The sequence below is a fragment of the Corynebacterium sp. LK33 genome (genome assembly GCF_014334955.1).
In the GTDB taxonomy this organism is placed as follows: domain Bacteria; phylum Actinomycetota; class Actinomycetes; order Mycobacteriales; family Mycobacteriaceae; genus Corynebacterium; species Corynebacterium jeikeium_D.
In genome coordinates, this window is the sequence record NZ_PDGU01000008.1 from 18,000 (window position 1) to 39,781 (window position 21,782).

The 21,782-nt window shown below is 59.9% G+C and carries 16 protein-coding genes; 7 read left to right on the forward strand and 9 right to left on the reverse strand.

Translation table 11 applies throughout. The features are described from left to right. The 6 genes from CRD20_RS02055 to CRD20_RS02080 form a co-directional block, all read right to left on the reverse strand. Entirely contained in the window at positions 1–780 is a 780-nt protein-coding gene (locus CRD20_RS02055) for a 16S rRNA (uracil(1498)-N(3))-methyltransferase (RefSeq protein ID WP_069359237.1), read from the reverse strand. A gap of 41 nt (positions 781–821) precedes the next feature. Then, positions 822–1,952, reverse strand: coding sequence for a molecular chaperone DnaJ (gene dnaJ, locus CRD20_RS02060; RefSeq protein ID WP_016423118.1), 1,131 nt, complete (start codon positions 1,950–1,952; stop codon positions 822–824). Between the two features lie 2 nt (positions 1,953–1,954). Continuing rightward, complete coding sequence (gene hrcA, locus CRD20_RS02065) at positions 1,955–2,992, reverse strand: heat-inducible transcriptional repressor HrcA (RefSeq protein ID WP_016423119.1); 1,038 nt, start codon at positions 2,990–2,992, stop codon at positions 1,955–1,957. 9 nt (positions 2,993–3,001) lie between these two features. Beyond that, complete coding sequence (hemW, locus tag CRD20_RS02070; protein ID WP_016423120.1) at positions 3,002–4,165, reverse strand: radical SAM family heme chaperone HemW; 1,164 nt, start codon at positions 4,163–4,165, stop codon at positions 3,002–3,004. Continuing rightward, positions 4,162–4,935 carry a hypothetical protein gene (locus CRD20_RS02075; RefSeq protein WP_224783736.1) on the reverse strand — a complete coding sequence of 258 codons (774 nt, stop codon included), beginning with the start codon at positions 4,933–4,935 and terminating at the stop codon, positions 4,162–4,164. Before CRD20_RS02075 ends, hemW begins: the two co-directional genes overlap by 4 nt. A gap of 118 nt (positions 4,936–5,053) precedes the next feature. Then, positions 5,054–6,886 (reverse strand): long-chain fatty acid--CoA ligase, encoded by a 1,833-nt coding sequence (locus CRD20_RS02080; protein WP_016423122.1) that lies wholly within the window; start codon positions 6,884–6,886, stop codon positions 5,054–5,056. Between the two features lie 154 nt (positions 6,887–7,040). Here CRD20_RS02080 and malQ point away from each other — a divergent pair, with 154 nt between their 5' ends. Next, positions 7,041–9,260 (forward strand): 4-alpha-glucanotransferase, encoded by a 2,220-nt coding sequence (gene malQ, locus CRD20_RS02085; RefSeq protein WP_187404755.1) that lies wholly within the window; start codon positions 7,041–7,043, stop codon positions 9,258–9,260. 361 nt (positions 9,261–9,621) lie between these two features. Here the strand turns inward: malQ and CRD20_RS02090 are convergent, their stop codons facing one another. Both CRD20_RS02090 and CRD20_RS02095 read right to left on the reverse strand, forming a co-directional pair. Continuing rightward, a complete protein-coding gene (locus CRD20_RS02090) occupies positions 9,622–9,837 on the reverse strand; it encodes a hypothetical protein (protein WP_070866660.1) in 216 nt (71 codons plus the stop codon). Between the two features lie 75 nt (positions 9,838–9,912). Next, positions 9,913–11,967 (reverse strand): M3 family metallopeptidase, encoded by a 2,055-nt coding sequence (locus CRD20_RS02095; protein WP_070600903.1) that lies wholly within the window; start codon positions 11,965–11,967, stop codon positions 9,913–9,915. Positions 11,968–12,075: 108 nt separating this feature from the next. Between CRD20_RS02095 and CRD20_RS02100 the strand changes: the two genes are divergently transcribed. The 6 genes from CRD20_RS02100 (at position 12,076) to CRD20_RS02125 (ending at position 20,731) form a co-directional block, all read left to right on the forward strand. Next, complete coding sequence (locus CRD20_RS02100; RefSeq protein ID WP_187404756.1) at positions 12,076–13,350, forward strand: carboxylesterase family protein; 1,275 nt, start codon at positions 12,076–12,078, stop codon at positions 13,348–13,350. Between the two features lie 231 nt (positions 13,351–13,581). Next, the gene (locus CRD20_RS02105) at positions 13,582–14,070 is read left to right on the forward strand and encodes a PH domain-containing protein (RefSeq protein WP_049170706.1); all 489 of its coding nucleotides are present in this window, start codon (positions 13,582–13,584) and stop codon (positions 14,068–14,070) included. 60 nt (positions 14,071–14,130) lie between these two features. Continuing rightward, on the forward strand, positions 14,131–15,450 hold the full coding sequence (locus CRD20_RS02110) for a PH domain-containing protein (protein WP_049189390.1): 1,320 nt from the start codon (positions 14,131–14,133) through the stop codon (positions 15,448–15,450). A 108-nt stretch (positions 15,451–15,558) separates the two neighbouring features. Further along, a complete protein-coding gene (gene treS, locus CRD20_RS02115; RefSeq protein ID WP_049189389.1) occupies positions 15,559–17,370 on the forward strand; it encodes a maltose alpha-D-glucosyltransferase in 1,812 nt (603 codons plus the stop codon). Between the two features lie 32 nt (positions 17,371–17,402). Then, the gene (locus CRD20_RS02120) at positions 17,403–18,755 is read left to right on the forward strand and encodes a hypothetical protein (protein ID WP_049189388.1); all 1,353 of its coding nucleotides are present in this window, start codon (positions 17,403–17,405) and stop codon (positions 18,753–18,755) included. 59 nt (positions 18,756–18,814) lie between these two features. After that, the gene (locus CRD20_RS02125; protein ID WP_187404757.1) at positions 18,815–20,731 is read left to right on the forward strand and encodes an ABC transporter ATP-binding protein; all 1,917 of its coding nucleotides are present in this window, start codon (positions 18,815–18,817) and stop codon (positions 20,729–20,731) included. 55 nt (positions 20,732–20,786) lie between these two features. Here CRD20_RS02125 and CRD20_RS02130 read toward each other — a convergent pair whose 3' ends face one another. Next, complete coding sequence (locus tag CRD20_RS02130) at positions 20,787–21,746, reverse strand: diacylglycerol kinase (protein WP_049192863.1); 960 nt, start codon at positions 21,744–21,746, stop codon at positions 20,787–20,789. Between the last annotated feature and the right edge of the window lie 36 nt (positions 21,747–21,782).

The window sequence follows — 21,782 nt, forward strand, 5'->3', positions numbered from 1 at the left end:
CTACTGACCAGGCGTGGGTGCGCCGCCCCAGCGCTTTGTCAACGGGCCCAGTGCGCAAAGAGCAGCAGCTCCCGCGAGGGCGCTGCGGAGAACTGTCGGGCCGAGTACTACCGAGCTAGCACCTGCGGCGCGGAAGGCCTCGAGTTCCCCAGGGCTGACTCCCCCTTCTGGGCCGACGATGAAAAGAACCTTGTCAGCGTTTGCTGCCTGCGCGGCGAAGTCCACGAACGGAGCTGTTTCCTCCTCGTGCAAAACTGCTGCCACACCACCTGCTGACGTGGTTTCCCGGATGAGTTGCTCAATATCAGCGGAGCTATGCAGGTCAGCGACCGGCGGAATCCATGCACGACGAGCCTGCTTGGCTGCCTCGCGCGCAGCCGACTGCCACTTGGCGCGGGCCTTAGTGACCTTCGCGGTACCCTGCCATCGGGCCACACAATTCACGGCCGCCCAGGGGATAATCTCATCGACCCCGGCCTCGGTCATCAAATCGACCGCAAGCTCAGCACGATCCGACTTCGGCAGCGCCTGCACCACAGTGACGTGCGGGCGCGGACGTGGACGTTCCTCAGCGGCAACCACACGAACGTGAACCTCACGAGGGTCTACGTGCATGAGCTGTGCTCGCACCACCTTGTCCGCACCATTGGCAAGAAGGATCTCCGAGCCCTCCTTCAGCCTGCGAACGCTGATGTGTTTTGCCTCCGACCCGAGGATTCGAATGATTTCTTCCGGGCGCGGCAGCTCGGTGAACTCACCGAGGAATACGGGCAAACTCATGCGTGTTTCACACTCACTGGAGGGGGCTTTGGGTGGCTGTTTTAACGGCGGCGGAAACGGGAGAAGAAACCGTTGCGCTCACTCGAGTCTGACACCTTGGCATCATCATCGCGGTGCTCGCGTAGCTTCTCCAGCAGCTCGCGGGACTTGCGGTCCAGCTTCGTCGGCACCGTGACATCGACGTGTGCGACCACGTCGCCGTTGCCCTCGCCGCGCAGATGTGGCATACCCTTGCCCGACAGGCGAATCTGCTCTGCCGGCTGGGTGCCCGAATCAACCTTGATGGTCATTGGCTCGCCGAGTAGGTCGTCGACCTCAAACTCGGTACCAAGTGCGGCATCAGCCATGGGCACCTGGACGTTAAAGTGCAGGTCATCGCCCTCACGCTCGAATACCGGGTGCGGGTCCATGGCAACTTCCACGTAGAGGTCACCCGCCGGGCCACCGCCCGGACCGACCTCGCCCTGACCTGCCATGCGAATACGCATGCCATCAGAGATACCTGCCGGAACGTTTACCGTCAGATCACGGCGAGCGCGCACGCGGCCGTCGCCACCGCAGTTGTTACACGGATCGGGGATAATTTCGCCGGTGCCCTCACAAGTCGGGCACGGCCGCGAGGTCATCACATTGCCCAGGAAGGAACGCTGGACCTGCTGAATCTCGCCAGTACCATCACAGCTGGTACACATCTTCGGCTTGGACTTGGACTTCGAGCCAGTTCCCTCGCACTGCTCACACAGCACCGCGGTGTCCACCGTGATGGGCTTGCGGACACCGGTGAATGCCTCATCGAGGCCCAGCGAAATACGCAGCAGCGCATCTGCACCTGGCTGCACACGCGAGCGGCGCTGGCGGGTCCCGCCGGCACCGCCGAAAAATGCTTCGAAGATATCGCCGACTCCGCCGCCGCCGAAACCGCCGAAGCCACCGCCTGGCATACCGGCCTGCGGATTGAGAGGATCTCCTCCCATATCCACAATCCGGCGCTTTTCAGGATCCAGGAGGACCTCGTTCGCCTCAGAGGCCTCACGGAACTTCTCCGCAGCTTCTTCATCACCCGGATTACGGTCTGGGTGGTACTTGAGCGCCAGCTTTCGGTACGCCTTCTTAATCTCAGCGTCCGTAGCGTCCTTCTCCACTCCGAGGATGCCGTAATAGTCGCGTGCCAACTTTAGCTACTTCCTTTCAATACCCGGCCAACGTACTGTGCAACAGCAGCAACCGAGGAAATTGTTCCCGGATAATCCATAAATGTGGGGCCAACTACGCCCATGCCACCCAAAATTTCGGTGCCGGTGCCATAGCCAGTTGAAACAACTGAGGTAGCGCGCAGCTCCTCGTCCTCGTTTTCCTCACCGATGGAAACGCGAACGTGGTGCAGATCCTGCGCGGCCGACAGCAGTTTCAGTACGACCACCTGTTCTTCGAGAGCTTCAAGAACCATGGGCAACGTAGAAGGTAAGCGACCGGCCATATTACCACGGGTCAAATTCGATGCCCCGGCCAGGATGAGTCTGTCATTCGGCTTCTCAATCAACGACTCCACCAGCACCGTCGAGCAGCGAATAAGCACATCCCGCAAATCACGCGGGGCGTTAGCCGCAAGATCGGAAATCGCAATCGACGCGTCGGCAAGCGTGTGCCCCGACATTGCACGGTTGAAATGCTCACGCAAGAGCGGCACGAGATCGGGATCCATCGGTGCTGGCAGCTCAACATTGCGCTGCTCCACGCGCCCGGTGTCAGTGATGACTACCAGCAACAATCGCGCGTCGGCGAGCTGGACAACCTCGCAGTGCCGGACGCGGGAGACCTCCAGCGTCGGTACCTGCACCACTGCGACCTGACGGGTTAGCTGGGCCAGCAGCTGCACACTGCGACGCAGAACGTCCTCCAAATCGACGCCGCCTTCGAGGAACTCGAGGATAGCTCGGCGCTCAGCCCGGGACAGCGGCTTAATCTGCGAAAGATTGTCCACAAAAAGGCGGTAGCCCTTCTCAGTCGGGATACGCCCGGACGATGCATGTTCCTGCTGGATATAACCTTCAGCCTCCAGCACCGCCATGTCATTTCTAATGGTCGCCGAGGACACACCCAGATTGTGGCGCTCCACCAGAGCCTTCGAGCCAACGGGCTCCTGGGAAGCTACGTAATCCGAGACAATTGCCCGAAGAACTTCCTGCCTGCGCTTATCCGTCTGAGATGACATGCGGATAGTTTAACTAAGGATGTCAACAATTATTGCGTCGGCCAGCAAACGACCGCGATTGGTCAGCTGAATCCGCTGGCCACAATCGACGGAAACAAACTCCACCATGCCCGCTTCCGCTTGCCGACGTGCCTTGCCCAGCTCATCCTCTCCGAGCAGATTGGCATCGATACCCTCGGCCAAGCGGAGGCCCAGCATAATCTTCTCAGTGTGCCGATTCTCGGCCGTTAGCCCTTCTGAATCCTTAATCGGCAACTCTCCGCCGGAAATGGTCGCCGCGTAGCGAGCCGGATGCTTGACGTTGTAAAACCTCGTGCCATCCAGATGCGAATGGGCACCGGGGCCCGCACCCCACCAATTTCCATCGCGCCAGTAGAGCATATTGTGACGACATTGGCCGCCCGGTTTCGCCCAGTTGGACACCTCGTACCAGGAGAAACCGGCTTGACTCAGTGCGGCATCGATGCGCTCGTAGCGGTCGGCGAGATCGTCGTCGTCAGGCATCGGCAGCTCACCACGACGGACCTTACGCGCCATCGCAGTACCCGGCTCGACAATCAGCGAGTACGCCGAAACATGATCGACCTCCGTGGCCAGGACCGCCTCCAACGTCGTATCGAGATCCGCCATCGACTCCCCTGGCGTGCCATAGATAACGTCGAGGTTGATGTGCTCAAAACCGGCAGCGCGTGCCTCCGCCACTGCCGCCGCAGGACGCCCCGGCGTGTGCGTACGATCCAGAGTGGCCAGCACATGCGGCACAGCCGACTGCATGCCCAGACTCACCCGGGTAAACCCTGCCTCGGCCAGGCCTTCGAAAAACTCCGGGGAGGTCGACTCGGGATTCGACTCGGTGGTGACCTCAGCGTCGTCAGCAAGCCCAAAGCTGTTGCGCACACCGTCGAGCAGACGACGAAGACCACTCGCCCCCAACATCGACGGCGTACCCCCGCCGACGAATACGGTATCGGCGCCACGCGCTAGTTCGGGGTGCTTTACGACGGCCATCTCGAGCTCAGCCACGATGGCATCGAGGTAGTCTCCCTGCGTTGCGCCACTGCCCAGCTGACCTGGCGTGTACGTGTTGAAATCACAGTAGCCACAACGGGTGGCACAGAATGGGACGTGTAAGTAGACACCGAAGGAATCGGTGTGTGCGGAGGCTTCGCTCACGCATGCTCCTTGGCTCGACGTTGCTTGACGCGGCGGACAATTTCATCGATGCGGGCACGTTCCATCAGGAACTCCGGAGGCCTACGGCCGCGCAGCGCATTGGCAACTGCCGGATGAGTCTCGGGAACAGCAACACACCAAGCGGCGGCAGCGGACAGTGCTCGGCGGCCAGACTGCGCGTAAAGCTGCGGAAGCACCACACTACCGAGCTTCTCCACGCCTCGGATGTTTTCGGCGGAAACCCAGTCGGCGAGTTCCTCCAGGTAAGAAGCCACGGCATCGGAGCGAGCAATCATTGCCTGCGTGACCGTAGGGACTGCAACCGGATGCTTCAAAGGAGCCGGAATGAGCGACAGTGACTGCACATCCGGAGACTTCGGTGCCGGATGCGGGTGTCGACGCGGTGTCGAAGCGGAGGAAAGAGTACCGATGCGCCCCGAGCGAATGCCGGAGGTAAACGCTTGGCGTAGACCATCAAGTTCACCAATCAGAGGGCGGCAGTCCTCAACGGCCTCGTCGACGATGTCAGCGAGCTCGAGAACACATTCGTCCACCAGCTCACGATCTACATCAGCAACCGCCTGAGCGAGGTGCTCGATGTGTTCGGCAACTTCGTCACCAATGTCGTAGAGCTCTTGGGTCACTTCGCGCAGGCGTAGCCGAGCATCGAAGTGGTTAATCATTGCCCGCCCTCCCACGACATCTTCGGTGTCGGTGACATCATTGCAGTTTTCCGCTTCCGAGTACCGACGAACATTGACGAATGCCAACTTTCGAAAACTGAAAACTCCTTAAAAATTTCTAGCGCCCCTCACCTTAATGGGGTGAGGGGCGCTAGCGCGGTAACAACACGCTGCCGTTTTCTATCGGCAGCGGGCAGAACGTGAATTAACGCTGGTAGAGAGCCTCAATGTCACGCGAGTAGTTGTCCATGACAATGTTGCGCTTGACCTTCATGGTCGGGGTCAGCTCGCCGCTTTCCTCGGTGAAGTCACTGTCCAGAATATGAAACTTCTTAATAGCCTCTGCGTGAGAAACCAGCTCGTTAGCGGAGTTGACGGCGTCCTGAATCTCGGCGCGCAAAACTGCGCTGGAGGCAGCGAGTTCACGGATCGAGGTGTGCTCGGGGACGGAGTGCTCAATCTTCCACTTCTCCAGTGCCTCCTCATCGAGAGTGACCAACACGGAGACGAACGGACGACCATCGCCGATGACGACTGCCTGGGACACCAGCGGGTGCGCACGCATGCGGTCTTCCATCGGACCCGGCGCGACATTCTTACCACCTGCGGTGACAATGAGGTCCTTCTTGCGGCCGGTGATCTTCAGGTGGCCTTCTTCGGTCAGCTCACCGAGGTCACCAGTCTTAAACCATTCGCCGTCGATGAAGGCTTCCTTGGTTGCCTCTTCGTTCTTCCAGTAGCGGTCGAACACAACCGGACCACGGAGCAGAACTTCGCCGTCATCAGCGATAGCGGCGGAGCAACCACCGACCGGACGACCAACGGTACCAATAATCTGCTCGCTCGGGTTGTTCACGGTGACGGCAGCCGTGGACTCAGTCAGACCGTAGCCTTCGTAGACAGGCACACCGAGACCACGGAAGAAGTGCCCGAGGTCAGAGGACAGAGCCGAACCACCGGAAATGGTGTACTGCACGGCCTCACCCATAGCTGCGCGAATTTTCGAGAACAGCAGGCGATCGTAGAGCTGGCGACGCAGCTTCAAGACACGCGACGGACCTGCCGGAGTATCCAGCGCCTTGGAGTACTCGATGGCGGTGGCCTCAGCACGCTCGAACATGGCCAGACCGAATGCGCCCTTCTCCTTAGCGGAGGCGTAGGCGGAGTCACGAACCTTCTCGAACACGCGCGGCACACCGAGAATCATGTGCGGACGGGAACGCTGGAACTCCAGGGTGACGGTCTTGGTATCGGCCCAGTGAGACTGGGTAGCACCGGAAATCATCGAAGCCAGGGACACTGCGTGAGCCAACACGTGCGCCAACGGCAGGAAGGTCAGAATGCGGTTACCCGGACGGGCAATCAGGCCAATCTCGTTGGTGAGGATGGCGCGGGCCTCCGCCAGCCAGTTGCTGTGCAGGAGCACGCAGCCCTTCGGACGACCAGTGGTACCGGAGGTATAGATCACGGTTGCCAGGTCGTCGGCCTTGGTGTCCTTGATGCGACGCTCGACCTCGTCGCCGTCGATGTCACGGCCTTCGTAGCTAATGGTGTCAGTAGCGGAAGCGTTAATCTCCAGTACACGACGCAGCTGGGACTCACCCTCCGGGTTCTCGGTGCCCTTTTCGACCAGCAGAGGCTTCATGCGGTCGGTGTGCTCACGCGACTCGGTAAATGCGAAAACAGCACCGGAGTTTTCAATAATCCAACGAATCTGGCCAGACGAAGAAGAGCCGTAAATCGGGACAACAGCAGCGCCTGCCATCCAGATAGCGGTATTGATCAGGTTCCACTCGTAGCGAGTCTCACTGAGCAGCGCTACGCGGTCGCCCGGCTGAACACCGTTGGCAATTAGCCCCTTAGCGACGCCCTTTGCCTCGTCATAGAACTCCTGAGCAGTGACATTTACCCACTCAAAGTTCTTGGGGCGGGTGAAAAGCACCAGCTTCGGGCGCTTCTGCACCAGCTCCTGCAGCGAGGTAATAATCGTTTCGTCCTCGCCGATGACGTATTTCGCCTCGGTAGTATATTCACGCATCGAGTTACAAACCCCTACTTTCGGTAGTTCTGTCCGTCGTTGGTTTCGTTAGGAATCAACTTAGAACATCAAACCCTGCGCCGTTGTGATTTCAGTAAATATTTCGATAATGAAGTGATTTACCTTACTACTGGCAAAGTTTTTCTAAACTGGCATGATGGAAAGGGTGACACAGGCAGCTTCCAATCCTCCCCTTTCCTCTCCACTCGCCGACCTCGCTAAAGATGTCGGAGTTGGGGTTTCCTACTACTCCACCGAGGGCCAACTCGTGCACGTCTCTCGTGAGACAGTGCTAAAAACTCTCGCTGCTCTCGACATCGTTCTGGGCCCAGATCCCAGCGATGCCGACATCAACGACGCCCGTCGTGAGTGGGCAGACACGCAGTGGTCTCGCCTTCTCCCGCCCGTGGTAGTTACCCGCCAGGGCATCTTCCACCGAGTTCTCGTTCACGTACCGCACGGCAGCAATGTCAGCGTGACTGTGAAACTGGAGGACGGCGCAGAATGGCCCTGCGCTCAGGTGCACCACTTGGTACCGCCACGCCAGGTCGGCGATGTGTTGATGGGTGAAGCCGCCTTCGCAATTCCAGAGGACCTGCCACTTGGTTGGCATCGCTTGCGCGCAGTCAACGACGACAACGTCGCTGAGTGCGATGTGGCCGTAACCCCCAACCGTCTCGCCACTGCCGACAAGTACGTGCAGAATCCTGCGCATGGTGTCATGGCGCAGCTGTACTCGGTACGCTCCAGCCGCAGCTGGGGTATCGGCGATTTCGCTACCCTCGGCGACTTGGCACAGGTCAGTGCAGAGCACGCGGGCTCTGATTTCGTCCTCATCAATCCGTTGCACGCCGCAGAGCCACTGCCTCCGGTAGAAGACTCGCCGTACCTGCCCACCACGCGCCGCTATGTCAATCCGCTGTACGCGCGCCCAGAGCTTATCGACGAGTTCGGGTACCTGGACAAGGACGAGGCCGATGAAGCCCGTGCGCTAGCGAACTCTTTCCACCAGCTCAATCACAGCCCTGATGAGATTGACCGCAACCCCATCTACGCTGCAAAGCTCAAGGTATTGCGGGCAATTCACAAGATCCCCCTGTCCAGCGCACGCCAGGCGGAATTTGACCGTTGGCTGGAGGCCGAGGGCCGTGGCATATACGACTACGCGTCGTGGTGCACCGAGCGCGAGCTCGCGGATCGCGCTGCTGCCCGCGATGCTGCACGCGCTGCCACTTCCGATTCTGGTGCCGTAACCGAGAACGATATCGAGTTGGTTCCACCGTTGGGTAACCACGCCAGTGTCGAATCTCTGCGGGAGGAAATCTTCCAGTTCCACCTCTGGGTGCAGTGGATTCTCGATCAGCAGCTCGGCCAGGCACAAGAGGCAGCCCTGGATGCGGGTATGCGCATCGGCATCATGGCCGACCTTGCCGTCGGTGTACACCCCGGCGGTGCGGATGCCGAGAACCTTGCGGATTGGCTCGCTCCTGCTATCTCTGTTGGCGCACCGCCAGACGGTTTTAACCAGCGCGGCCAAGACTGGTCGCAGCCGCCGTGGAACCCGCACAAGCTAGCCGAGGCCGGCTACCGCCCCTGGCGCGACATGCTGCGCACAATCCTTCGCCACGCAGGTGGCATTCGTGTTGACCACGTGCTGGGTATGTTCCGCCTCTGGGTCATGCCGCGAATGGAGTCCCCCGTCAATGGCACCTACCTGTACTTCGACCACGAGGCCATGGTCGGCATTCTCGCACTTGAGGCCGAGCTCGCTGGGGCCCTCGTCGTAGGTGAAGACCTGGGCACTTTCGAGCCGTGGGTGCAGGACTACCTGGCCTCGCGGGGCATCATGGGCACCTCAATCGTGTGGTTTGAATCCGAGGGCGACCAGCCGAAACCACCGAGCGCTTACCGCAGCCTGTGCCTGTCCTCCGTCACCACGCACGATTTGCCGCCGACGGCAGGCTACCTCGCAGGCGAGCACATCAAGCTGCGGGAACGCCTGGGGCTATTGCTTTCCGACGTCGCGGAGGAAGACCGCCGGGACTTCGAGTGGATTCGAAAGGTTCTGGGCGCTGCCAAGGAAGCTGGCTGCTTTGGTGACACGGCTGCGGCGGACATGGATGTTCATTCCCTTACCCGCGATAATCTGCCACCAATTGACGCACTGGTCACGGGGCTGCACCGCTTCCTCGACCAGACACCATCCGCGCTGAAGTGTGAGGCCTTGGTGGACATGGTCGGCGATCGTCGTACCCAGAACCAGCCGGGCACGAGCCACGACCAATACCCGAACTGGTGCATTCCGCTAACCGATGCCGAGGGCAAGGCCGTGCTTGTCGAGGACCTGCCTCGCTTCCCCGGATTTAAGCGTTAATTGGTTCGAGAACGCTTAGTCCCTCATTTTTGCTGTTCACCGATCTTTCAAGTTATGTGCCCGGCACTAAAACCGAGGCTAAAACTGGAAATCGGTGACTGCACCAGCGATGAGGATGAGAAGAAGCAAAACGATTAGGGCAAGTAGGACCTTCGAGTGCCTCGACCGATGCATGCTAACTCAGCTCCCTACTGCGAAATATTTGCGAACTACCCAACTCTAGCCTGTTGGGCAAATTTCCTAATACTTTAAGACATACCTTAGGGCAGCGATAGCGACCCAACACTTAAAGGGGGCTTGTCCCAGCTCAATTCATCGGGACTCCCGGTGAGCTATCTACAGGCCACTACCTCATCGGCTACTAGCTCTCGCTGCCCGCTCCTCGACGCTCCTGCGAACGCTCCCGCCAGCGCACTGACCTCTGCCACAGGCGACCGCTGACAACATCGATTGCGCCAACGAGAACGAAAGCAACAAACCCTCCGACTACCAGCAGAACCACGCATAGCACGCTGACCTGCGCAAGCAGTGGCAATTGGATAAGCCACTGCCCTACTCTGTCGAATACTTCTGCCATGAGTGTCAACCTACCCTGCCGGTGACCGGAATAACCAGTGGGCGGCGGTCGCGGCGCTCGTCGTAAAGCGTGAAGCTAGGCATCAGTGCCCGACAGCCCGCGGCGTTCGAGGAGCGGCTGGATGTCCTTGTCGCGGCCTCGGAAAGCGCGGTAGGCGGCCATAAAATCGATGGCGCCACCACGGGAGAGAATCTCCTCGCGGAAGTGGCTGCCGCCGCTGATTGTGGCACCGCCGTTGTCGGTGAACCAACCGAAACCGTCCGCGTCGAGAACCTCTGCCCACAGGTAGGAGTAATAGCCCGCCGAGTAACCACCGGCGAAGATGTGGTTGAAGTAGCGGGAGCGGTAACGCGGAGCCAGGTGGGGAACGTCGAGGCCGAGTTCGGCAAGTGCTTCCGCTTCGAAGGCATCAACATCAGTGACCTGAGCTGCTTCCTCCTCGGTGAGGCTGTGCCAGGCCAGATCGATGGCGCACGCGGCGAGGTACTCAACCGTGGCGAATCCCTCACCAGCGGTGCGGGCCTTCTTCACCGACTCGACTAGCTCGGCCGGGATCGGCTCACCGGTACGAACGTGGACGGCGTAATTGGCCAGAATGGACGGTTCAAGCGCCCAGTTCTCGTTGATCTGGGAGGGGAATTCCACGAAGTCGCGCGGGACGTTAGTGCCCGAGAAGGTCGGGTATGTGACGTCGGAAAGCAGACCGTGGAGGGCGTGCCCGAACTCGTGGAAAGCAGTGGTGACCTCGTCGAGCGTCAGTAGCACCGGGGTGCCCGGTTCGGTTTCGGCGATGTTCATCACGTTGACCACGACTGGCAGGCGCCCCAGCAGACGGGACTGGTCCCTAAACGAGCTCATCCACGCACCACCGCGCTTGGTCGGACGCGAGAAGTAGTCCGTAATAATCAGGCCGATGGTCTCGCCTCCGCCCTGGCGTACCTCCCACACGGTCGTGCCCGGCGCGTATCCCTGCAGGTCCTCGCGCTTGACTACCTCGATGCCATAGAGCTTGCGGGCAGCGTAGAACACGCCGTCTTCGATAACACGGTGGAGCTCGAAGTAGTTCTTGAGTTCCTCCGTGTCGACTGCGAATTCTTCCGCTTTACGACGGCGCTCCCAGTATGGCCAGTCAGCGCCCGTGACCGTCTCATCGCCAGCCAGATCAGCGACCCGCTTGTACTCGCCTTCAGCATTCGCAATGGCAGCTGGCGCCAGGTCTGCAATGAGCTTCCGAGCAGCTTCTGCGGTGGTTGCCGTCTCCTTGGCAATGACGTAATCCGCATGCGTGTCGTAGCCGAGCAGCTTGGCACGGCGGGCACGCAGGCGTGCCATTTCCAGCACAATGTCGGAGTTGTCGAACTTGCCGGAGGCAGCACCCGCACGCCCCAGTGAGGCTTCGTAGAGCTTGGCGCGAGTAGCCGGATTATCCAGGTCAGCCAGCTGTGCCGGAGTTGACGGTAGGTCCAGCGGAATCAGCCACGGCGCATCGGTGTCGGCCTTTTTCGCGTAGGCGGCGAAGGACGCAATGGCGTCGTCGGAAAGCCCGGCGAGCTCCTCGCGGTCGTAGATTTCCACGGCGCGCGCAACGGTGTCCTTCAGCAGGTTTTCGCCGAAAGCCGTGGAAAGCTCAGAGAGGCGGGAATTGATGCGGCTGAGCTCGGCTTTGTCCTCGTCGCTGAGGTCCGCACCGGCGCGCTGGAAGTCTTCGCGGACTTTCTTCAGCAGCAGCTTCGCCTCTTCCGGGGTGGCGGCATCGTCAACGCTGTCAATGGCATTGATGCGCTGCCACAGGTCACTGCGCATGCGAATCTGATCCAGGTGTGCTGTGAGCTGCGGGGCGATCTCGGCTTCAATTTCCATGCGGACGTCGGTGGCGTCCGTCCCGGCAACGTTGAAGAAATAAGCAGCGACGCGGTCCAGATCTTGGCCCGCCTTCTCCATTGCCTCGATGGTGTTAACGAAGGTCGGAGCCTCCGACGACGTGGCGATGGCGTCAATCTCGCGCGCATGGCTGCGCATTGCTTCGCTAAAAGCCTCGCGGACGTGGCTGTCATCGATTGCCGCAAAATCTGGCAATTCGCAGAACAATTCCGACGGTGTCAACAGTGGATTTCGTGCATCATTGGTCATAGTGAATTCAACTGTAGCGTGCTCGAAAAACCAGAGTGCGCCTACCGTCTGAAACAGACTCCCCGCCCTTCTGGCAGGACCAACCGTGACGAGGAGGCGTTTTCCGCCATGACAGAGACGACTATTTCCGCTCCCTGCGGGAGGCTAACCGGCCGTATTCACGATGGCGCAATACAAGTTTTCAATATCGATTACGCAGATGCTGCTCCGTTCGCCGCGTCGGCACCGGTGGCAGACGGCCCACAGTCGGGCACTCGGCGCTGTGAACCCGAGCGCGAATTAGTTCTCACCGTCACCGCACCGGCTGAGCCCGCGGACGCCTCCTATCCGGTATTGCTGTGGATTCACGGTGGTAGCTACGAGTTTGGGCATCCCTCCGAACCCTGGACGGACGCGACGGCCTTCGCACAGGCGGGCATCGTCACCGTTTCGCTTGGATACCGCAAGGGCCTCGAGGGCTTCTGGCGTGACAGTGAAACAGAGACCTACCGGGCCATTGATGACCTGTATCTGGGGCTGCAGTGGGCTCGTCGTAACGCGCCTGCCTTCGGCGGCGATATCGACAACATCACTATCTCGGGGCAATCGGCGGGTGCGGCGCTGGCGCTCACTCTGGCTGCCGACGATCGCACGCGCGGCCAGATCCAACGCACCATTGCCATGTCGCCGGCCTTCTCGCTGCTGTCGGGCTCGCGCCTCCGCCGCACGTTGGCCGGCATCGGCGTGGGACGTGTGCCGTCCACCGACGTCTTTTCGCGTGCCGACGAACGCAGGGTCGCTCGGGCCCAGAAATTGGTGTCGGCATCCTCGCCTTCGGATCCGGCAATTGGGCCTCGCTTCGACAGCTTTGCTCCCACACTGCCGACGATGGTGACCGCCACCAGCGAAGAGTTCTTCTCAGAACCGCCGGTTGTGGCGATGGACAAGTTGCCCATGCGAGAGTGGATGGCTCGGCGCTACGCCAAGGGGCATCGCGGCCACGGCGAATTTCCGGCCACCGCCTATGCCGAGCGTCCGATGGGGAATGTCATTTCTGACTCAGCGATTCGCTCATACGCTGTTAAAGTCGCCGAACGGTCCGTGGCGGCTGAGCTGGATGTGTGGGCGGCACAGTTCGAACCGGGAGAAGGGTTGGGCTATGCACCTGCTGGCCGCACCAGTGGTGCTCCGCACTGCATCGACATTGCACGCTTCTTCGGTATGAAAGAACCCAACCATCCATTCCACCAAGTGGCGGTCGAGTTCATCCGCGAAGGCACCTCACACATGCCCCGCTACAACGACGACCGCAAGGTGACCACCTTTGCTGGCGCTGACGCCCAGGCAGTCGAGGACATTGCCATCGATGCGTGGGCGGCTCCGCGCCAGCTCTTTGGCGCATAAGGCATAAGGCGGGTGAGGCTTGCGCTGGTTAGCGCTGTGCTGTTGTGCTCAACAACTGAGCCCAGCGACTTAAGCTGGCAAAGTCTGCATGTACCGATAAATCTCGACGCAGACCAAAATGGTGATCAGCGTGATAAGTACTGCTATGAGTTTCCTGCGATCCATAGCCACCGTTCTTACCGAAGCACCAGGCCAGACGCAAGCTTTACCCTCTGTGGTTAACTGTCAACTATGGAGCCGCTTGATTTATTAGTCCCCGAGAATTCCGCGCTGCAGCCGGTCGACCCCGCGCTGGCTAAGGTGAAGCGAGTCGCGCACGCCGCTCCCCTGCTAGTTATCACGATTGCATCCGTCGTCGCCGCTGTGATGTGGACTCCGTGGATGTGGTTGGGCGTCCTCGCCTGCGTGCTCTACTTCGCATATATCTACTGGCTCATCGGTCGACGAGTTCGTGCCCACCGATACCTCGAAGAGGACAACGACTTCATTGTTGCGTCCGGACGCTGGTGGCGCTCGGTCACTGTCGTCCCTTACGGACGAATCCAGTTCATCGACATCGATGAAGGACCTCTCCTTCGACTATTCGGACTGGCAACGCTGAAGCTCAACACAGCATCGGCGAGCTCGGATGCAGCCGTCCACGGTTTGCCACGTGAAGAAGCGCTCGCCCTGCGCGCTCGTCTATCTCAGCGCGCCCACGACCGGATGGCGGGTCTCTAAATGAGGCATAGAGTTCATCCCCTATCTCCGCTGCTCAAAAGCTTTGCCACAATCGCTGCGGTGACTGCATTCGCAGTCGCGAATCAGTGGCAGTTGGCCGTTGCGGTCGTGACTCAGCTCTACGACTGGGCATGGCTCGGTCTCCTTGTCGGTACCGGTGCGGTCGCCATAATTATTGGTCTGATTGCATTTTTCTCGTGGCTGTCCTGGCGGTATACGTTCTACGAGCTCACCGACGATGAGGTTCGCTACGGCTCCGGATGGCTACTGCGTTCTCGACGCGCGGCACGGCTCGACCGCGTGCAGGCGGTGGATATCAACCAACCATTGTTGGCGCGCATTTTCGGGCTCGCCGAAATTGTCATTGAAACAGCCGGCGGCTCCGATTCACACTTCACAATCAAATACCTCACTCCCCCGCAGTGCGAACAGTTCCGCGCTGACGTGTTGGGTGAGGTAGAAAAGCTGGACACCGAGCTGGCACGTTCGCTTTACGACGGCGACAGCTCCACCGCGCCCCTCGACTCCGGCGCTCACATGTCCTCTCGCATGCCCGAAGCGAAGACCATCTTTGGCCCGGTCGATGTCGGACGGCTGATTGCATCCGTGGCCATTGGACCCGGTCTTTTCGTCGGCATAGCTCTCATCCTCCTCGCCGTTGTCTCTGCGCTGTTTACCGACCTCATCGTAGAAATCCTCAGCGGAGTAACCATCACTACTCTGATTGTGATTGGCAGTTTCGCTGTCGGCCTTTTCGGGGTACTAAATCAGTCGTGGGATTTCACGCTGAAGGTATCGTCGGAAAGCAGGCGTCTGGCGATTACCGCCGGACTGTTGTCGACGCGCGCTCAGACCATTCCCATTGATCGCATTCATGGCTTTAAAGTGGTGCAACCGCTCTGGTGGCGTCCGTGGAGATGGTCCCGTGCGGATGTCTCGGTGGCGGGCTATGGCCTGGACAGCACACAGTCGAACAACACACTGGTGCCAGTGGCACCGGCACCGGAGACGGACGCGATTGTCGATTACCTGATGAATGAGATTGCGGGACCGTCCTCCGCGGATGACCTGTTGGGCTCCTGGCAGACTCCACGCACGGCATGGTGGCTCAGCCCAATTGACTGGAAATTCCAAAAGGTGCAGGCCACGCGGCGGGGTCTTTTAGTGACAAAGGGCCGGTTCTGGCATACGCGGTTCATCGTTCCCTGGCAGCGTATTCAAGGACATACACTGATTATTTCTCCGCTGAAGAAAGCGGCGGGAGTGGCAAACGTGCGAATCGACATGGTGCCGGGAGCGGTCACTCCGGTGGCAACGGAGTTGAAGTTGGATGATGCGTACCAGCTCACCGCGCTGATTCAGGAACACAAGGTTGTTTAGAATGCTATTTAATGAGGTCTCCCAGGACGGCCGTCTCGCGCGGTCTTGTGGGATCTCGCAGGAAAACTCTCTCTGCAGGCTAGTGGCATAGTCATTACGCTGGGATGCATGACTATCGCCAAGGAAGATTACGAGTGGTACCGCAGCGCGGTGTTCTATGAGGTGCTCGTCCGGGCCTTCTTCGACTCCGACAACAACGGCTCCGGCGACCTCAAAGGGCTGACGGAGAAGCTCGATTATCTGCAATGGCTGGGCGTTGACTGCCTCTGGCTGCCGCCTTTCTACGACTCCCCGCTGCGCGACGGCGGTTACGATATCCGCGACTTCCGCGCCGTGCTCGACGAGTTTGGCACGGTCGAGGATTTTAAGGTGCTTCTCGACGAGGCCCATGCGCGCGGTATCCGCGTTATTACTGACCTGGTGATGAACCACACCTCCGATACCCATGAGTGGTTTCAGCAGTCGCGCACTGATCCGGATGGCCCCTACGGCGGCTTTTATGTCTGGACTGATGACCCGGACACTTACTCGGGCGCACGCATTATCTTTGTCGATACCGAGGATTCCAACTGGACCTATGACCCGGTGCGTGGCCAGTACTACTGGCACCGCTTCTTCTCCCACCAGCCGGATTTGAACTATGACAATCCGGCGGTGCAAGAAGCGATGCTCGATGTGCTGCGCTTCTGGTCCGATCTCGGCATCGATGGCTTCCGCCTCGACGCTGTTCCCTACCTCTTCGAACGCGAAGGTACTAACTGCGAGAATCTGCCCGAGACCCACGCTTTTCTGAAGCGCTGCCGCAAGGTCATGGATGAGGAATACCCGGGTCGCGTCCTGCTGGCGGAGGCCAACCAGTGGCCCTCCGATGTGGTGGAATACTTCGGCGACCCGGAGGTCGGTGGCGACGAGTGCCACATGGCTTTCCACTTCCCACTCATGCCACGCATTTTCATGGCGGTGCGCAAGCAGTCCCGCTTCCCCATCTCGGAGATCCTGGAGTCCACGCCAGAGATTCCGTCTTCGGCTCAGTGGGGCATTTTCCTGCGCAACCACGATGAGCTGACGCTGGAAATGGTCACCGATGCCGAGCGCGACTACATGTACGCCGAGTATGCGCACGATCCGCGGATGAAGGCCAACATCGGCATTCGCCGTCGTCTAGCGCCACTGCTGCAAAATGACCGCACTCAGCTCGAGCTTTTCAATGCCCTGCTACTCTCCCTGCCAGGTTCGCCGGTGCTCTACTACGGGGACGAAATTGGTATGGGCGACAACATTTGGCTCGGTGACCGCGATGGTGTGCGCACACCGATGCAGTGGTCACCCGACCGCAACGCCGGGTTCTCCAAGGCCGACCCCGGTCGGCTCTATCTGCCGACCATTCAGGATGCGACCTACGGTTACCAGGCGGTCAATGTCGAGAACCAAGCGAGCTACTCCAATTCGCTGTTGAATTGGGTGCGTCGACTGATTCAGGTCCGCAAGCGCTATGAGGCTTTTGGCCTCGGTGATTTCCGCGAGCTGAATAGCGATACCGCCTCTGTTCTGACCTATCTGCGCACATACGGCGACGAAGTGCTGCTGTGCGTCAACAACCTGTCCTCTTACCCCGCGGCCGTCTCACTGGATCTGTCCGAGTTCGCCGGTGCCACCCCGGTAGAGCTCACGGGTTCGGTTCCCTTCCCCACAATTGGCACCGATTCCTACCAGATCACGCTTCCTGGCCACGGTTTCTACTGGTTCGAAATCCAGCTTCCACCTGAGACAAACCTCGAATCGAGCGCCTCGATGTCGGCACCGACAATCCCGGTTGCGCAGGCGATATCGGACGCGCCGGTGACGTCATCACGCGAGCACTCAGGCACCGCCGCCGATGCCGCCGCCGATGCCGTCACAAACGCCGATAATAAAGAGTGATCTTTTAAGTCCCGAAAGGCGAACGAACTAAAATGACTATTCCCACCGCCGAATTCATTGCCGAAGAGCTGGCAGACACACTGGTCAAGATGCGCTTTTTCGCTGACAAGGTCTCTGACATCGACCACGTCGAGATCCTCGCGCTTGACCCCGTACTGCGCGACAATCCCGACAGTCCCGATGTCGATATCGCATTGGTGAGGGTGCACACCGCACATTCTGCACCGACCTATCAGCTGCCCATCGCTTGGGCGGAGGACGTCCCCGATGGCCACGAGCAGTCCCTGCTGGTTCGCGCGGAGGGCATCGTCGGCTACGACGCTCTGATTGATTCGGATGCCATCACAGCACTCGGCCAGAAGCTTTCCGACGAAGGCAAGCTCGGCCGCATGGAACTGCGACGTGTGCCGGGCTCTGAACAGCTCCGTCCGGAATCCGGCCGCCCCATGGGAGTCGAACAGTCGAATACCTCGGTCATTTTCGACGACCGCGTGATGTGCAAGTTCTTCCGTCGCCTCTACCCCGGCACTAATGCCGATGTGGAGCTGCTGGCCGCACTCGCCCAGGCAGATTGCAAGTTCGTCCCTGAGCTCTACTCCTGGGTAGAGACCACCATTGGCGAAGACGCCTACACCACCGCCATGCTGCAGGAATTCGCACCGAACTCGGTCGATGGCTGGGAGCTGGCTCTTGGCGCAGTGCGCGATGCCATCCGCGACAGTCAGACCCCGCTGGAAGATTTGGGCACCGACTTTACATCCGAAGCGCGTGCGCTCGGCGAAGCAGTGGCCTCGGTACACAGCAGCCTCGCTGCCGCTGTCGCGGTAAAGAAGCGTCTGACCGGTGCGGAGCTGGTAGCCCCACTGCGAGCTCGCCTGGACTTCGTCGCTGGTGTGGTGCCACAAATTGCTGAGGTCAAGGATAAAGCGCAGGCTATCTTCGATCGCGCAGAGGCTGCGGTTCCGGAAGGTGGCGCCGTCGTCCAGCGAATCCACGGTGATCTGCACTTGGGGCAGGTATTGCGCACGCCGAGCTCTTGGCGCTTGATTGACTTCGAAGGCGAGCCGTCGCGCCCGTGGGAGGAGCGTCGTCTGCCGGATCACCGCCTACGCGATATCGCCGGCATGATTCGCTCCTTCGATTACGCCGCTCACTACCCGCTGCTGACCGGACGTGAAGACACCGAGGCGGCTACCGAGCGTGTTGAGCAGTGGGCTCGCCGCAATATCGATGCCTTCTTGGAGGGTTATGGCGATGCCAGTGACCCGACGCTACTGGAGGCCTTTGTACTGGATAAGGCCATCTACGAGTGCCTTTACGAAGCGCAGAACCGCCCCAACTGGCTGCCGCTGCCGCTTGGTGCTGTGCACTCGCTGTTAGGATAGGGCTTTTGTCGCAGTAATTTCATAGCGGGAGTGATCCTCCCGCAAGATAGAGGTCTTTCGTGCGTCTGCTCAGCAGAATCCTGTCCACTACACGAGTGCTCTGGCCTTTCTATATCGGGGTCATCATCTGTTCGCTGGCCACCGCCGCCGCGTCGTTGATTAGCCCCTTCCTCATCCGCGATGCCACCGACGCCATCGTCGGCGCGGTATCCAGCGATGAAGGCTTGAGCCAAGCGGCGATGTCCGACACCACTCGCACCGTAATCTGGCTGGTCATCGGGCTGCTAATCGCAGATCTGATGCAAACCATCGTGCATAACATCGGTGGTTACCTGGGCGATGTGATGACTGCGCGCATGCGCGAGATTCTGTCGACCCGCTACTATGCAAAGCTGCTGTCGCTGCCGCAACGCTATTTCGACAGTCAGGTCACCGGCACAATTATCGCCCGCCTGGAACGCTCGATTACCAATATCACGCAGTTCCTCCAGGCGTTTTCCAACAACTTCTTCCCGATGCTGTTGACCGTCGGCGCGGTACTGGGCATCACCGCCTGGCACTACTGGCCCCTGGCGATGCTATTAATTATCGTTTTCCCGGTCTACACCCTGCTGACCGCGCTGACCTCGAAGCGCTGGCAGAAGATTGAAGCGAAAAAGAACGAACAAATCGATATCGCCGGTGGCCGTTTTGCCGAGGTCATCGGCCAAGTCAAGGTTGTCCGCTCCTTCACTGCGGAGCTGCGCGAAATCGCTTTCTTTGGTTCCCGCTTCCGCCGCACCATCTCCCTGACCCGCGATCAGTCAACGTGGTGGCACCGCATGGATGCCCTTCGCGGGGGCATTTTGAACATCATCTTCGCAGGCATCTACCTGCTGCTTTTCCTGCGTACGCTGTCGGGAGAATTCTCCATCGGCACCATGGTCATGCTCATTCAGCTGATTAACATGGCGCGCCAACCAGTGACCATGATGAGCTTCCTGGTCGACGCTGCCCAGCGCGCAGTCGCCGGTTCGCGGGACTACTTCAAGGTCATGGAGCTTACTCCAGAGACCCGCACGCAGCCGGAGCTGCTCAGTGCAGCGACCGCGAATAACGGCGACTTCGACTCCGCGTCCGTTGGTTCCACCGCAGACGCAGAGTCCGTCGACAGCGCCCACCGTTCCTCCCTGGAACGCGCAGCCGAACAGGAGGCAATTGGCGCTCCCATTGTCGACTTCGACGCAGTGGATTTTGCCTACGAAGAGGACAAGACGGTGCTCTCCAATGTCAGCTTCCAGGCGTACTCGGGCCAGAAAATCGCCCTGGTCGGCGAGTCGGGTGGCGGCAAGTCCACCATCGTCAACTTGCTGCTCGGCTTCTACGCCCCGACCGCAGGCCGATTGAGCGTGCTGGGTTCGGATGTCTCCGAGGTTTCCGGTTCCACTCTGCGTGCTGGCTCTGCCGTCGTGTTCCAGGACTCGTCACTGTTCTCCGGCACGATTCGGGAGAACATCGCCTACGGCAAACCCAACGCCACCGACGAAGAAATCATTGCCGCCGCGAAGAAGGCCAACGCCGACGACTTCATCCGCAGCTTCGCCGACGGCTACGACACCACTATCGGCGAGCGAGGTCTGAAGCTCTCGGGTGGCCAGAAGCAGCGCATCGCCATCGCGCGCGCAATTTTGAAGGATGCTCCCCTGCTCATCCTGGACGAAGCCACTTCGGCGCTGGACACCAAGGCCGAACGCGAAGTTCAGCGAGGCTTGGACAAGCTGATGGAGGGACGCACAACGGTTATCATCGCCCACCGCCTGTCCACAATTTCCGATGTGGACACCATCGTGACGCTGCGTGACGGTCACGTCGACGAGGTGGGAGCACCCGCAGAATTGGCGCAGACTGACGGTATCTACGCCGAGCTGCTACGTCTGACGGCTTCGGCCTCGGCGGCGGATCGTCTGCGCCTGAAGAAATACGGCATCAAGGGGTAACGCGCCGTCGTCAAGCATGCAGGAAACGCTTGACGACGGGCACCCCTGCGCCCTTTTACGGACGGGGAACGATGTAGCGGCCAGCGCCCGGAACAATTTCGACGGTGACCGGCATCGGGAACATGAGGTCGCCGTCAGCGTAGGCATTCATCTGGCGTGGCGGGCCGATGTATTCCACGTAAGCCTTCTTGGCGCGGTAGGTGCTGACCTCCCCGATTTTTTCAACGGTGCCGTCGAACACGGACTTGAAGGCCAGGGCGGCCTTGATGCGCCCGGCTTTGCCGATGACAGTGATGTCCATCAGTCCGTCGGAGTGGTCTGCGGACGGGCAAATCTTCATCCCACCGCCGTAAGAACGGGTGTTGCCGAAGGCGGCCAGCGTGATTGGATCTTCGAGAACCCGATCGTCATCCAGCGTGATGCGGAATGGCAGCGAGTGGAAAGCCAAGAACTCGCGGACGATAGCCAGGTTGTAGCGGTTGCGGCCATGCGGCCAGGTCATCTGATTGACGCGGTCGGAGACAATCGAGTCGAAGCCGGCACACATGATAGTGCCGAACCAGCGCTGCTCCCCTGCCTCATTGATGATGCGGCCGAGGTCAGTGGTCGTCCAGAAGCCATCGGCGATAACGTGAGCGGCATCGCGAGCATTGCCACGCGGCAGATTGTATTCGCGACCGTGGTCGTTTCCGGTGCCGGCCGGGATAATACCGAGGGGGATGCCGGTCTGTGCCTGCTCCTGCAGTGCGAGGTTAATCATGCCGTCGCCACCACAGACTGCCAGGGCATCAATTCGGCCGTCAGCGATGACCTCACGAATGAGCTTGCGGGCGTCGTCGGGGTTAGCACCTTGGAGAGCGATGACATCGATGCCGCGATCCGCGAACACCCGGCTCGCCCGGGCAGACGCAATCTGCGAGGCGCCATGACCCGCGTGGGGGTTAGTGACCAGAGCAAGGGTACGAATCTCAGTTGTTCCCAGCGGGTAGTTGAGGTCCTTGTCGTTAGCGTTCATCGAAGAAATACCTACTTTTACGTGGGCTTTTGACCG